General features: G+C 37.0%; 14 protein-coding genes. 9 read left to right on the plus strand and 5 right to left on the minus strand.

Annotated features, from left to right (window positions below; genetic code table 11):
* Position 1: 1 nt before the first annotated feature.
* Genes FIT79_RS05210 through pssA form a run of 3 tightly spaced genes read right to left on the minus strand, consistent with a single transcriptional unit; the run spans position 2 to position 3,013 of the window.
* Complete coding sequence (locus FIT79_RS05210) at positions 2-664, minus strand: histidinol-phosphatase (RefSeq protein ID WP_139875865.1); 663 nt, start codon at positions 662-664, stop codon at positions 2-4.
* A gap of 8 nt (positions 665-672) precedes the next feature.
* The gene (locus FIT79_RS05215) at positions 673-2,223 is read right to left on the minus strand and encodes a 2-isopropylmalate synthase (protein ID WP_139875866.1); all 1,551 of its coding nucleotides are present in this window, start codon (positions 2,221-2,223) and stop codon (positions 673-675) included.
* Positions 2,201-3,013, minus strand: a complete 813-nt coding sequence (gene pssA, locus FIT79_RS05220) for a CDP-diacylglycerol--serine O-phosphatidyltransferase (protein ID WP_028818177.1) — start codon at positions 3,011-3,013, stop codon at positions 2,201-2,203. Before pssA ends, FIT79_RS05215 begins: the two co-directional genes overlap by 23 nt.
* 111 nt (positions 3,014-3,124) lie before the next feature.
* On the opposite strand from pssA, the gene tgt reads away from it, so the two are divergent.
* The 7 genes from tgt to clpA all read left to right on the plus strand — a co-directional run bounded on the left by tgt (position 3,125) and on the right by clpA (position 11,377).
* Complete coding sequence (gene tgt, locus FIT79_RS05225; protein WP_139875867.1) at positions 3,125-4,246, plus strand: tRNA guanosine(34) transglycosylase Tgt; 1,122 nt, start codon at positions 3,125-3,127, stop codon at positions 4,244-4,246.
* A gap of 36 nt (positions 4,247-4,282) precedes the next feature.
* The gene (yajC, locus tag FIT79_RS05230) at positions 4,283-4,597 is read left to right on the plus strand and encodes a preprotein translocase subunit YajC (protein ID WP_139875868.1); all 315 of its coding nucleotides are present in this window, start codon (positions 4,283-4,285) and stop codon (positions 4,595-4,597) included.
* Between the two features lie 27 nt (positions 4,598-4,624).
* Positions 4,625-6,478: a protein translocase subunit SecD gene (gene secD, locus FIT79_RS05235; RefSeq protein WP_139875869.1), complete on the plus strand. Its 1,854-nt coding sequence runs from the start codon at positions 4,625-4,627 to the stop codon at positions 6,476-6,478.
* A gap of 2 nt (positions 6,479-6,480) precedes the next feature.
* Positions 6,481-7,419, plus strand: a complete 939-nt coding sequence (secF, locus tag FIT79_RS05240; RefSeq protein WP_139875870.1) for a protein translocase subunit SecF — start codon at positions 6,481-6,483, stop codon at positions 7,417-7,419.
* A 13-nt stretch (positions 7,420-7,432) separates the two neighbouring features.
* A complete protein-coding gene (locus FIT79_RS05245) occupies positions 7,433-8,710 on the plus strand; it encodes an HlyC/CorC family transporter (protein WP_139868266.1) in 1,278 nt (425 codons plus the stop codon).
* A 75-nt stretch (positions 8,711-8,785) separates the two neighbouring features.
* Positions 8,786-9,100 (plus strand): ATP-dependent Clp protease adapter ClpS, encoded by a 315-nt coding sequence (gene clpS / locus FIT79_RS05250; RefSeq protein ID WP_028818171.1) that lies wholly within the window; start codon positions 8,786-8,788, stop codon positions 9,098-9,100.
* 9 nt (positions 9,101-9,109) lie between these two features.
* Positions 9,110-11,377: an ATP-dependent Clp protease ATP-binding subunit ClpA gene (gene clpA / locus FIT79_RS05255; protein WP_139875871.1), complete on the plus strand. Its 2,268-nt coding sequence runs from the start codon at positions 9,110-9,112 to the stop codon at positions 11,375-11,377.
* On the opposite strand, the gene FIT79_RS05260 is transcribed toward clpA, so the two are convergent.
* Together FIT79_RS05260 and FIT79_RS05265 are read right to left on the minus strand one after the other, a co-directional pair.
* Positions 11,374-11,976, minus strand: a complete 603-nt coding sequence (locus tag FIT79_RS05260; protein WP_317615541.1) for a glutathione S-transferase — start codon at positions 11,974-11,976, stop codon at positions 11,374-11,376. The two genes, clpA and FIT79_RS05260, sit on opposite strands and share 4 nt — an antisense overlap.
* Complete coding sequence (locus FIT79_RS05265) at positions 11,976-12,989, minus strand: quinone-dependent dihydroorotate dehydrogenase (RefSeq protein WP_139875872.1); 1,014 nt, start codon at positions 12,987-12,989, stop codon at positions 11,976-11,978. The genes FIT79_RS05260 and FIT79_RS05265 overlap by 1 nt, the downstream gene beginning before the upstream one ends.
* A gap of 46 nt (positions 12,990-13,035) precedes the next feature.
* Here FIT79_RS05265 and FIT79_RS05270 point away from each other — a divergent pair, with 46 nt between their 5' ends.
* On the plus strand, positions 13,036-14,187 hold the full coding sequence (locus tag FIT79_RS05270) for a JmjC domain-containing protein (RefSeq protein WP_139875873.1): 1,152 nt from the start codon (positions 13,036-13,038) through the stop codon (positions 14,185-14,187).
* A gap of 89 nt (positions 14,188-14,276) precedes the next feature.
* Positions 14,277-14,408: a hypothetical protein gene (locus FIT79_RS06760; RefSeq protein WP_262981973.1), complete on the plus strand. Its 132-nt coding sequence runs from the start codon at positions 14,277-14,279 to the stop codon at positions 14,406-14,408.
* Positions 14,409-14,436 lie beyond the last annotated feature (28 nt).

The following is a 14,436-nucleotide window of genomic DNA, read 5'->3' on the forward strand; positions in this document are numbered from 1 at the left end:
ATCATCTCAATGAAATTTGAGGCCAGCCCTTAGATTTCGCATATACACTTAAAACATCATCTGAATCAACAGCCACAGGGTGTGTAACTTTTTGCATGAGCGGTAAGTCATTATGAGAGTCGCTATAGAAGTATGACTTTTCAAAGCTAGCTAATGATAAATTTTTGTTTTTAAGCCAGGCTTCTAGACGAGTCACCTTCCCTTCTTTAAAAGAAGGAAGCCCCGAGACTTTACCAGTAAATTCACCTTCTTTTTCTTCGGGATCAGTGCCTATCAAATTTTCAATGCCAAATAATTCAGCGATAGGTTTTGTAATAAAGCTGTTAGTGGCTGTAATAACAATGATCAGGTCACCCTCGTCCTGATGTCTTTTGACAAGTGCACGGGCCTTTTCAGTGATCATAGGTTTAATCACCTCTTCAACATATTTTTTTAGAAGTTGGTTAAGAACTGTCCTAGGATTCCTCGCAAGCGGCTTAAATTGAAACTCAACGAATGCGTATATATCTAGTGTGCCAGCTCTATAATCTGCGTAGAATTTCTCATTTTTTTCAGCATGAATCGCGCCATCAAGATAGCCTTCTTGAATAAGAAATCGACTCCAGTTGTAATCACTGTCTCCAGCTAAAATCGTATTGTCTAAATCGAAGAGTGCTAGATTCAAATTAACCTCTAAACCTGAGGATGGGCACGTTCTAATTTGGATTGGAGTTTATTTAATCCATTGATATAAGCTTTTGCAGATGCAATCACAATGTCTGTATCAGCACCTTGACCATTCACAATTCGACCGCCTTTTGCCAATCTCACGGTCACTTCACCTTGAGCATCCGTTCCGCTTGTGATGTTATTCACAGAATAAAGTTGAAGTTCTGAACCTGAGTTTGCAATTTTTTCGATAGCTTTAAATGTAGCATCCACAGGACCGCCGCCAGAAGATTCAGCCATCACCTCTTTGCCATTTTCGGAAATTTTAATGACCGCGTGAGGGGTTGTGCCTGTTTCTGACATTGTTTTTAAATGAATTAACTTATAATGCTCTATCGCTTCAGAGGTGTATTCTTCGCTCACAAGGGCATGAAGGTCTTCATCAAAAATTTCGGATTTTTTATCTGCTAAATCTTTAAATCTTGCAAATGCGGCATTAATAATATCTTCTGATTGAATGTCGATGCCCAATTCTTGGAGTCTTGTTTTAAATGCATTACGACCAGACAACTTTCCAAGTGAGATCTTATTTGCTCCCCAACCTACATCTTGCGCACGCATAATTTCATAGGTTTCTCTATGTTTTAAAACGCCGTCTTGATGGATGCCAGATTCATGCGCAAAAGCATTTGCACCTACAATCGCCTTATTGGGCTGAACAGGGTAGCCTGTAATTGTTGAAACCAATCTCGAAGTCGGCACAATTTGTGTGGTATCGATACTCGTAGTTAAATTAAATAGATCTTTTCTGGTTTTAACCGCCATCACGATTTCTTCTAGACTTGCATTGCCCGCTCTTTCGCCCAATCCATTAATCGTACATTCAACTTGTCTCGCGCCATTCATCACTGCTGCAAGTGAATTTGCAACTGCCATACCTAGATCATTATGACAATGGGTGGACCATATAACTTTTGAAGAGTTTTCAACTTGTTGAATGAGGGCCTTCATACGCTCGCCCCAAACACCTGGGATTGAATACCCAACCGTATCGGGCACGTTGATTGTTTTAGCGCCAACTTTAATCACAGCATTAAACACTTTAACAAGAAAATCCATTTCAGATCGCACCGCATCTTCAGCAGAAAACTCGACATCGTCGGTATATTCCAAAGACCATTTCACAGCCTGAACCGCCCGATCTAAGACTTCATCTTCTGACATACGGAGTTTATTTTCCATATGAATTTTGCTAGTCGCAATGAAGGTATGGATACGTCCTTTTTTTGCATGTTGAATAGCTTCGCCAGCTTTGCGAATATCATTTTCAACAGCGCGAGCTAATGAGCATACAGTCGACTCTTTAATGTTTTTTGCAACAGCGCTTATAGAGTTAAAGTCTCCAGGGCTTGCAGCTGCGAAGCCCGCCTCAATGACATCGACACCAAGTTTCTCAAGCTGCCTTGCAATACGCAACTTTTCTTCCTGTGTCATCGATGCACCAGGGCTCTGCTCCCCGTCCCTTAAGGTGGTATCAAAAATGATGAGTTTGTTATTTTGTATTTCTTGTTGCATTCACTATTGCCTTATTCTTAAATTTAAAATTTCTAATGAAATTGAAATAGCCTGACAAGAAGTAACAACCCACTATAATAAAAATAGCTTCAGGTGGGCTATAAGAAACTAATACAAATGCCAAAATGACCAATAGAATAGCGACGAATGGAACGCTATTTCTAAGATTAATATCTTTGCCACTATAGAATCTAATTTCACTTACCATGGAAAGTGCAATCACTATGGTGAGTGACCAAGAAACCCATTTCATTTTAATCATATTAAAAAAAATCTCGTTTCCACTAAAGCCATTTTCATTAGATACCCAGACAAAACTTACTAACAATGCTGCTGCTGCCGGGCTTGGTAATCCAAAAAAATATTTTTTTTCATCTCGGTCTAGTTTAACGTTGAAGCGCGCAAGTCTAAATGCTGCACAACAGCAATAAATAAAAGCTGCAATCCAGCCTAACTTACCTAACGGCTTTAATGTCCATACATATAAGATAAGTGCAGGTGCTACGCCAAATGACACCATGTCGGACAGACTATCGTATTCGGCTCCAAAAGCACTTTCAGTATGAGTGAGTCGCGCAATACGTCCATCTAAACCATCCATAATAATGGCAATAAATATCGCAATAGCAGCGAGCTCATATTTCCCATTCATCGCTTGAACGATAGAATAAAATCCGGAGAATAAAGCAGCCGTTGTAATAAAATTAGGAAGCAAATAAAAAGTGTGCTTACTTATTTTATTTCTTAATAAATCTTCTTTATTTTTTCCGATACTTTTTAACTTTTTCATGTGTTATTTTTAATTGGAAACTCAATCTTTTAGTATAACAAAGCTTTAACGATTTCATTAATTCTAATTTATACTCATTGACTTACCGCTATCGAGAACTACAAATTAAAGATGCAATTTAAGCTCATAAAAAAAGATGGTGAAGCTAGACGAGGTGAACTCAAGCTTCAACATGGCACCGTGCAAACACCGGTATTTATGCCTGTGGGTACCTATGGTGCTGTGAAATCTTTAAGCCCTCAAGATCTAGAATCCATTGGTTTTGAAATTATCCTAGGAAATACTTTTCATCTATGGCTTCGTCCAGGATTAGAAACAATTTCAGCCTTTAAAGGTTTGCATGATTTTATTCAATGGCATCGATCAATGCTGACAGATTCTGGTGGTTTTCAGGTGTGGAGTCTTGGCAAAATGAGAAAAATTACCGAGGAAGGTGTTGAGTTTAAATCGCCCATTAACGGTGATACTTGTTTCCTGAGTCCTGAAGAATCCATGCGAATTCAAAAAACACTTAACTCAGATATCGTCATGATCTTTGATGAGTGCACCCCCTATCCAGCATCACATGAGGAAGCAAAAGCATCTATGGAGCTAAGTTTAAAATGGGCCTATAGAAGTAAAGTAGCTCACGAAACAAATAAGAATGCTTTATTCGGCATCATTCAAGGAGGGATGTTCGAGGATCTTCGAGAGCACTCACTGGATGAGTTAAAAAAAATCAATTTCGATGGCTATGCCATTGGTGGATTATCCGTAGGCGAGCCTAAAGAAGAAATGCGCAAAGTGATTTCTTTTATCGCGCCTAAGATGCCAGAAGAAAAGCCACGCTATTTAATGGGGGTGGGTACCCCGGAAGATATTATCGAGGCCATTGCGCATGGTATTGATATGTTTGATTGTGTGATGCCAACAAGGAATGCCAGGAATGGCTGGCTCTTTACGAAGTATGGTGATTTAAAGCTTAAAAATACACAGTATAAAAATGATACGAATCCAATTGACAGTGATTGTGGGTGCTATACATGCCAAAACTATTCTCGCGCATACCTTCACCATCTTTTTAGAATTGGTGAAATGCTGGGTTCTCGCTTGAATACGATCCATAACCTGTCCTATTATCAAAAAATAATACAAGAAGCTAGGGTGGCTATTGAAAATGGAACATTTGAAACTTATAGAAAAATATTCCATCAAAACCGTCAGCAGGCATTCAATAAATGCCTGCTGTGTTAAAATTAACCTTTAAAATTAATTACCTGTAGGAATAAAATGTTTATAAGTTACGCATATGCCGCTGATGCGGCTCCCACTGATCTCATGAGCTTTTTGCCATTTATCATCATTTTTGTACTTTTTTACTTCATGTTAATTCGCCCACAAATGAAACAAGCAAAAGCCCATAAGCTTATGATTGATTCGCTCAAAAAAGACGATGAGATTGTGACCAATGGCGGCCTGCTTGGTAAAGTAGTCAAAATCAAAGATCAGTATGTCACTGTAGAAATTGCGGCGGGCACTCAAATTCATATCCAAAAGCAATCTGTCATCACCTTGCTGCCTAAAGGCACCATAAAATCTATCTAAATTCTGAAGTGATAGCTTAAGTTAAAAATGAATCAATACCCTAAATGGAAGTATGGCCTTGTCTTAATTGCAATTTTTATTGGCCTTATTTACTCCGTCCCTAATTTTTTTGGGGAATCGCCTGCAGTTCAAATCATGCCTCCTAAAACATCAGATAAATTAGATTTATCTATATTAGCTACGATTGAAGGTAGTTTAAAGCAAGCAAATCTTCCTGTTGAAGGCATTATCCAAGAACCCAATGGCATTAAAATTAAATTTGCAAATCCTGATAACCAGCTAAAAGCTAAAGATATTCTTCAAAATGCTCTAGGTACCAACTATGTGATTGCGCTTAACTTAGTATCTAAATCACCTTCATGGCTATCTAAAATTGGGGCTATCCCAATGTATTTAGGTTTGGATTTAAGAGGTGGCGTGCACTTTCTTCTTCAGGTCGACATGAAAGCTGCATCCGAGCAAGCGGCTGAAAGTAACCTAAATGATTTCCGCATGACTTTGAGAAAAGAACGTATTTCTTATATTGGTGCTTCAAGATTAAACGAAATTGTAAAGCTTGAATTCGACAATCAAGAAGATCGCGAAAAAGCTAAAAAACTTATCAAAGTGAATTATCCAAATTTAGTGGTCAATGAATCTTCATCGGGAAAAGATAAAGTGCTTGATATTAGTATGAGCGAAATGGGCAAGAAAAAAATTCAAGAATTTGCGCTCAAACAAAACTTACAAACACTTCATAACCGCATTAACGAACTTGGTGTTGCAGAACCTATTATTCAACAACAAGGTTTAGATCGAATCGTTGTGCAACTTCCGGGCGTTCAAGACACAGCAAAAGCTAAAGAAATTCTTGGCCGAACAGCGACACTCGAAATTAGATTAGTCGACGAAGATAAAACAGATATTGCTTCATTAGAAAGCGCACAAAAAGGAAATGCACCTTTTGGAGACGATCTTTTTAAAGATAGAGATGGCAGATCCATTCTTGTTAAGAAAAACGTATTGCTTACAGGTGAGAGAATTACTGATGCTGGGCCTGGCGTAGATCAACAATCAGGAAGGTCTGTTGTTCATGTCACACTGGACGGAAGAGGCTCAAATATATTTAAACAAGTCACACGAGAAAATGTAGGGAAGCGTTTAGCAATTCTTCTGGTCGAAAAAGGACAAACGGAAGTTGTAACAGCGCCAGTAATTCAACAAGAAATCGGTGGTGGTCGAGTACAAATTTCTGGCATGAATAGCCCGCAAGAGGCCACGGATATATCTCTTTTATTAAGAGCTGGGGCTCTGGCAGCGCCTATGCAAATTATTGAAGAGCGAACCGTAGGTCCAAGCATGGGTGAAGAAAATATTAAACGCGGTGTGCACTCTACCTTATGGGGTTTTGCAGCCATCTCTATCATGATGATCATTTACTACATGGCCTTTGGTGGTGTTTCTATTTTCGCGCTTGCTGTGAATTTATTATTACTAGTCGCTTTATTATCAATAATGCAAGCCACCCTAACACTTCCTGGACTAGCAGCGATTGCGTTGGCATTAGGTATGGCAATTGATGCAAACGTTCTCATTAATGAAAGAATCAGGGAAGAGCTTAGAAATGGCAACACGCCACAAGCAAGTATTCATGCTGGTTATGATCGAGCTTTTGATACTATCCTTGACTCTAATGTCACTACTTTAATTGCAGGTCTTGCCTTATTTATGTTTGGCACAGGTCCGATTAAAGGATTTGCGGTTGTTCACGTGTTAGGCATCTTAACTTCTATGTTCAGTGCCATTTTAGTTTCACGAGCGTTAGTAAATATTATTTATGGTTATCGTCGCAAAATTGACAAATTGTCTATTGGTCAAATTTACAAGCCACAAGAAGATTAATTATGGAATTATTTAGAATAAAAAAAGATATCCCCTTTATGAGTTACGGCCGACTAACCACGACCATTTCTCTCATTACATTTATTATCTCTATTGTCTTTCTGAGTTTTAAAGGTCTTAATCTTGGTGTAGATTTTACTGGTGGCACGCTTATGGAAGTAAGTTATAGCCATCCAGCCGATATCGATAAGATTCGTCAAGTCATGGATAAAATTGACCTTAAAGATACGACGGTACAAAATTTCGGCACAAGTAAAGATGTATTGATTCGCTTACCTATTCTGCAAGATCTATCTATCGCTCAATTGTCAGAAAAAGTATCCGCGGCACTTATTGAGAGTGATAAAGATACAAAAATACAAAGAGTAGAGTCTGTGGGATCACAAGTTGGGGAAGAGCTTTATGCAAATGGAGCACTTGCTCTCCTTCTCGTGTGCTTTGGAATTATTGCTTATCTCGCATTAAGATTTGAATGGCGTTTTGCAGTTGCTGCTGTGATTGCCAATATGCATGATGTCATTATTATTTTAGGCTTTTTTGCATTTTTCCAATGGGAATTTAACCTCACAGTCCTCGCGGCTATCCTTGCTGTCTTAGGCTATTCTGTGAATGAATCGGTTGTGGTTTTTGATCGCGTCAGAGAAAACTTTAAAAAGATGAGAAAAGCGAATGTAGTTGAAGTGATTGATAATGCAATCACAAGAACAATGTCTCGCACTGTGATTACCCATTTGATGACTCAAACGATGGTGTGCTCGATGTTATTTTTTGGCGGGGAAACACTTCATAATTTCGCTCTAGCATTAACTATAGGTATTTTATTCGGCATCTATTCATCAGTACTTGTCGCATGTCCAGTTGCAATGTGGCTTGGCGTATCTCAACGCAATCTCGGTCAAGTTCAACCTAAAGAAGATACGTCACAAGAAATCAATCCCTAAGTTTTTTTAAACTTTGAATACCCTTTCTATTAGTTACCAATTTGTCATTCTTGTAGCCTTACTCGCTATAGCTGCTTTTTTCTCGCTTGCTGAAACAAGCTTAATGACTCTCAACCGCTATCGATTAAAACACTTGGTGTCTCAAGGGGATCGTGCGGCCAAGCTCACACATAAACTACTCTCTTCCCCTGCAAAGCTTTTAGGCGTTATTCTGCTTTGTAAAGAATTTGCAAGCGCTGCATCTGCAATGATTGTCACTATTATTACAGTGCGCCTCTACGGAGAAGGACAAATAGCTCTTATGGCTGGAACTCTAGTGACCACATTCTTAATTCTTATTTTTGGTGAAGTATCTCCAAAGGTTATTGCAGCTTCCAAACCAGAAAGATTTGCATTTTTTAGTAGCTATATACTCTTCCCTCTTTTAAAAATTCTCTATCCGATAGTTGCTCTAGTTAACTTTTTTGTATTAAGTTTTGTAAAACTATTTAATGTGAAAATTGATTTGAATAATAATCTTCATGCAATATCGATGGATGAGTTAAGAAGTATTATTTCAGAAGCAGGTCAATTTATTCCGAATCAACATAGAAAAATCCTGCTGAATGTGTTTGAGCTTGAGCGCATTACAGTCGACGATATTATGATTCCGCATACTTCCGTTGAAACTATTGATTTTGACTTAATGGATGAAGAAATTATTCAGAAATTAGTCACTTTCCAACACAGCAGAATATTGGTAAAAACAAATTCACCTGACAGTATCATAGGACTGCTTAATACTCAGAAAATTATTAAACAACTTAATATTCATGATGCATTAAGTAAAATTACAAAGGATGATTTAAAGGCGCTCATTTCAGAACCATACTTCATTCCATCTGGCACACCTTTATATACTCAAATGCAGCACTTTCAAGATAAGCAAGAAAGAGTGGGTTTAATTGTAAATGAACATGGTGAATTTATTGGGCTAATAAGCCTTGAAGATATTCTAGAAGAAATTGTTGGCGAATTTAACCTAGATTTTCTTTCAAAATCATCTAAATTTAGTCAAGATGATGATGGGGGTTGGATTGTAGATGGTAGTGTAACAATTCGAACACTAAACAAAAAATTGAATCTTCAGTTTCCAATTGACGGCCCTAAGACATTAAATGGCTTGGTGTTAGAATACTTTGAAGATATCCCAGAACCGAATACAAGTTTCAAAATTGCAAACCATACTATGGAAGTTCTTCAGTCTCACGACCGAATTGTAAAGAGCATAAAAATCTATCCTCTGTCGTAATTTTTTAAAAATTCTCCTGAAGAATTGCTTGAGTTTTTATTTTTTTTAATCACAATAATAAATAGGGTTTAGCTCATGCCAAAAGTAAATGCAACTGAAGACCTAAAGCTTAGTCCAAAGAAAGCTAAGACTAAACTTCCAAGCATGTATAAAGTTATTATACTGAACGATGACTTTACGCCCATGGAATTCGTTGTGAATACAATTCAGCGTTTTTTTAATAAAAGTGTTGATGAGGCTACTCGTATAATGTTAAAAATACATACAGAGGGCTTGGGTGTTTGTGGAATATTCCCCGTAGATATTGCGGAAACAAAAATGAATCAGGTGCTAAACTATGCAAAAGAACACCAGCACCCTTTGCAATGTATTATTGAAAGAATTGATTAAATTTAAATTATGATAGCTCAAGAACTCGAAGTTAGCCTGCATATGGCATTTATGGATGCGAGACAAAAGCGTCATGAGCTTATTACGGTTGAGCATTTGCTTCTTGCTATGCTTGATAACCCTTCTGCAGCAGAAGTGCTTAAAGCCTGCGGTTCAAATATTGAAACACTCAGAAATGAATTAACCCAATATATCGACGATCATACGCCAACTATTTCTGGTGATGATGAAGTTGATACTCAGCCCACACTTGGATTTCAAAGAGTTATTCAAAGAGCAATGCTTCATGTTCAATCCTCTGGCAAAAAAGAAGTTAATGGAGCAAATGTATTAGTTGCAATCTATGGTGAAAAAGATTCGCATGCTGTTTACTTTCTTCACCAACAAGGGGTAACCCGACTTGATGTCGTTAATTTTATTGCACATGGCGTTTCTAAATTAAATGAAGGTGAAACTCATAAACCATCTGCCGAACAAGAGAATGATCAAGAATCATCCGCTAGCAAAGCACTAGAAACTTATGCTATTAATCTTAATAAAATGGTACTAGCGGGCAAAATTGACCCTTTGATTGGTCGTGATTCAGAAATTGAGCGCGTGATTCAAACTCTCTGTAGAAGAAGAAAAAATAATCCACTTCTCGTAGGTGAAGCTGGTGTTGGAAAAACTGCAATTGCTGAAGGACTCGCAAAAAGAATTGTCGACAAAGAAGTGCCTAGCATTTTAGAAGGCACAACAATATTCTCGCTTGATATGGGCACATTGTTAGCAGGCACAAAATACCGCGGCGACTTTGAGCAAAGACTTAAATCTGTGATGAAGCAACTCAATGAACATAAAGATGCTATTTTATTTATTGATGAAATTCACACGCTTATAGGGGCTGGATCTGCAAGCGGAGGCACGCTTGATGCATCTAACCTCCTTAAGCCTGCGCTATCGAATGGATCTATTAAATGTATTGGTGCGACGACATATCAGGAATATAGAACAGTCTTTGAAAAAGATCATGCGTTAGCAAGAAGATTTCAGAAAATTGATGTGAATGAACCAAGCATTCTTGATACGATCAATATTCTCAAAGGGCTTAAAACCAGATTTGAAAAACATCATAATGTAAAATATTCTGTTGCAGCAATTCATAGCGCTGCAGAACTTTCTGCAAAATATATTAATGATAGACATCTTCCTGATAAAGCAATTGATGTCATTGATGAAGCTGGCGCTGCTCAGAGAATACTTCCAAAAAATAAACAGAAGAAAGTAATCACTAATAAAGAAATTGAAGAGGTCATAGCTAAGATTGCTAAGATCCCTCCAAAAAATATTTCTAATGATGACAAGCATGCGCTAAAGAATCTAGAGCGTGATCTTAAAGCAGTTATCTTTGGGCAAGATAAAGCCATTGAAAATTTAGCTAGTGCTATAAAAATGACAAGAAGTGGATTGGGCGTTCCAAACAAACCTATAGGTAACTTTCTTTTTAGCGGACCAACAGGTGTTGGAAAAACTGAAGTAGCTCGCCAACTTGCTTACATTCTAGGTATTGAACTCGTTCGTATCGATATGAGTGAATATATGGAAAGGCATGCAGTTTCAAGACTTATAGGCGCTCCACCAGGCTACGTCGGATTCGAGCAAGGTGGTTTAATGACAGAAGCTGTTAATAAACAACCTTATTGTGTTCTTCTTCTTGATGAGATTGAAAAAGCACACCCTGATATCTTTAATATTCTCTTGCAAGTCATGGATCATGGATCTTTAACTGATAGCAATGGTAGAAAAACAGATTTCAGAAATGTGACCCTGATTATGACAACCAATGCTGGTGCAGAATCTATTTCTAAAACTTCTATGGGCTTTACCCAATCTAAAAAAATGGGTGACGAGCTAGCAGAAATTAAACGCTTATTTACGCCTGAATTTAGAAATAGACTTGATGCGACTGTATCATTTGCAGCCCTCGACCATGATGTCATTCTAAAAGTTGTTGATAAATTCCTTATGCAGCTTGAAGATCAATTACATGAGAAAAAAGTAGATGCAACTTTCACAGAAAATCTCAAATCATACCTAGCCAAAAACGGCTTTGATCCAAGTATGGGTGCTAGACCTATGTCACGCCTCATTCAAGATACAATTAGAAAAGCACTTGCAGATGAGTTACTGTTTGGTAAGCTCACTAATGGTGGTAATGTAATTATTGATATTGATAGCGATGACAAAGTGAAATTAATTTTCGAAGAAGAAAATAAAGCTATTCTTCAAGAATCTTAATCCTTCCTCATCACCTCTTGAAACATCCGGGTGTTTATTAAGTTGTGTAGCCATTTTTTTAATTCTTGATACTTAGAATTCAAAAACCAATCCTCATCTACCAACGAAAATTGTCTTACAAATGGAAAGATTGCCGCATCAGCAAGGCTTATTCGCTCTACCATTAAGTAATTATTAGATTGCAATTTATCGTTTAACAAATTCAAAAAAATTTCACATTCAGAACGATAGTATTCTTTTGAATGTTCCGGAAAGCGACCAGCATATTTATATCTATCTAAATTTTTCTTAAAATTAAAATCATTTTCATCAATAAGTTTTTGGCTAGCATTCTCATCATTTAAAAGCCAGCATTCTGGGTCATGTTGACTGAGGGCCCATAGCATAATTTCCAGGCTCTCTTCGATGACTGCGCCATCGATATCAACTAATACAGGGACTGTACCTTTGGGACTTAAAGCTAAAAATTCGCTTGATTTATGCTTGAGTGAAATTTCTATAGGCTCATAAGCGATCTTAGCTTGATACAAGGCCAGTCTTGATCGAATGGCATAAGGACAGCGCCTATATGTATATAACCTTGGTTTAATCAATATCATTAGCCAATGGAATGGCAAGCATCAAGAATGAGCTTTCTTCCTTGGTAAACTAGACCTGAATAGATTTGAACAAGCTCAGCACCTGCTTTTATTTTCTCAACTGCATCTTCTCCAGAAAATATACCCCCCACACCAATGATTGGAACTTCTCCTTGAAGCCTTGAATAAAGCTCGCGAATAATTGAGTTGGACAAATTAAATAAGGGCTTGCCTGACATGCCGCCGGCTTCTTTTCCATTAAAAAGGTCATTTACCGAATCTCTATTAACAGTTGTATTAGTCGCTATCACTCCATCAATTTTATTTTTGATGATGCTTTTCGATATTGCATCTAAATGCTTAAGGGTTAAATCAGGTGAAATTTTTAAAGCAATAGGAACATAGCGCCCATAATAATCATTCAATCTGGTTTGCTCTTGTTTAAGTTGTGCTAATAAAATATTAAGCGCTTTTGTTTCTTGCAGATCTCTTAAGTTTTTTGTATTGGGTGAGGAAATGTTGACTGCAATATAATTTGCATATTGATATACCTTTTTCATACATAAAATATAATCTTCTGCTGCTTTTTCTATGGGGGTATCAAAGTTCTTGCCAATATTAATTCCAAGAACACCTTTATATTTACTCAGTCTAATATTTTCAACTGCAGCATCTACGCCTATGTTATTAAAGCCAAATCGGTTGATAATGCCCTGAGCCTCCGGCAACCTAAATAATCGAGGTCTTGGATTGCCTGGTTGAGCTCTTGGGGTGATCGTTCCAACTTCAATAAAACCAAAACCTAATTTACCTAAGGCATCAATATGGCTTGCATTCTTATCTAGTCCTGCAGCTAATCCCACAGGGTTTTGAAAGGGGATGCCCATCACAGTTCTGAGCTTTGAAGGATGAGGGGCTTTTAAGAGGCCCAGTAAGCCCATTTTATTAGAAAGAGATAGTGCCTTAAGGGTTAAGTCATGCGAAAATTCTGCATCAAACTTAAATAATAGCGAACGAATTAATTGGTGGCTCATAACTCTGTTATTTTAACTTAGGAAGTTATAAGGCTAAATAAATATTATGCGATTAAATCCTAAAAATCATATTCTAGGAAAGATATCTAACGATGTCTTTCTTAAAAAATATTGGCAAAAAAAACCTCTTTTAATTAGGGGTGCCATTAAGAATTTTAAATCTCCAATTACAGAAAAAGATCTTTTTAAAATCGCGCAAAACGAAACCGCAATCTCTCGCCTAATTGAATACAAGCATGGTATTTGGCAAGTCAAATATGGCCCTTTTAAAAAATCAGATCTCCCTAAAAAAACCAATACATCTTGGACAATGCTTGTACAAAATATTAACCATCATGTTCCTTTTGCTGAGTCATTTTTAAATCTTTTTAAATTTATTCCTTATGCTCGTCTTGATGATTTAATGGTGAGCTTTGCTACAAAAAAAGGGAGTGTCGGCCCTCACTATGACTCTTATGATGTATTTCTATTTCAAGCACATGGCGAAAGAGAATGGAAAATTAGTGATCAAAAGAAATTTTCTTTAGATAAAAAATCGGCTATTAAAATAATTACTAATTTTAAGACTAAAAATACATGGGTACTTAAGCCAGGTGACATGCTGTATTTGCCGCCCAATGTAGGTCACTGGGGTATATCTCAAAGTGATGATTGCCTAACTTATTCTATTGGATTCAGAGCGCCTGGTACATTTGAGATCCAATCTAAATTTTTAGATTTTATTCAAGATAACCTCATTACAAATCAAAATGATCTTTATAAAGATCCGAATTTAAATCTTCAAAAAAATCCTGCTGAAATCAATTTAAATATGATAAAAAAAATTCAGCAGATTGTGAATCAATTGCGCTGGAATGCGAAATCAATTAATACTTTTATTGGTCAATTACTGACAGAGCCAATTGAAGGAGCTGTTTTCGAGACTTCTAAACCTTTAACACTTGAAATTTTTAAAAAAGATCTCATAAAAAAACCACTTAAACTTAACCCAAAAACAAGAATGCTTTTTATAAAAAATAATTTTTATATCAACGGTGAACTGATTGAGACTGATAAAAAGAGCGTCGTACATCTAAAGCAACTTGCAAATGACAGAGAAATATCAGTAAAGTCTACTTTGAACAAAAAGGATTTGAACGCTTTAGGGATAGTTTTGCTCCCCCTCTATCTCTCGGGATTTATTGATTTTATTGAATAATATTAACTATCCCGCTTATTTTGTTGTAGAATAATTGGTAGGGAGTCTTTCATAGGCCCCGAATTCAACATTAATTTTAAGGATTAAAAATGACACGTTCACTACTTATCGCTTTATTATTAGCTATTGGTTTAACTGCTTGCGGCAAAAAAGAAGAAGCTGCTCCTGCTGCTGATGCAGCTCCAGCTGCTGAAGCTGCTCCAGCTGCTGAAGCTAAGTAATAGATAATTAATCTATTGTTTTAATAAA

This window comes from Candidatus Methylopumilus universalis (assembly GCF_006365315.1).
GTDB classification, from domain to species: Bacteria; Pseudomonadota; Gammaproteobacteria; order Burkholderiales; family Methylophilaceae; genus Methylopumilus; species Methylopumilus universalis.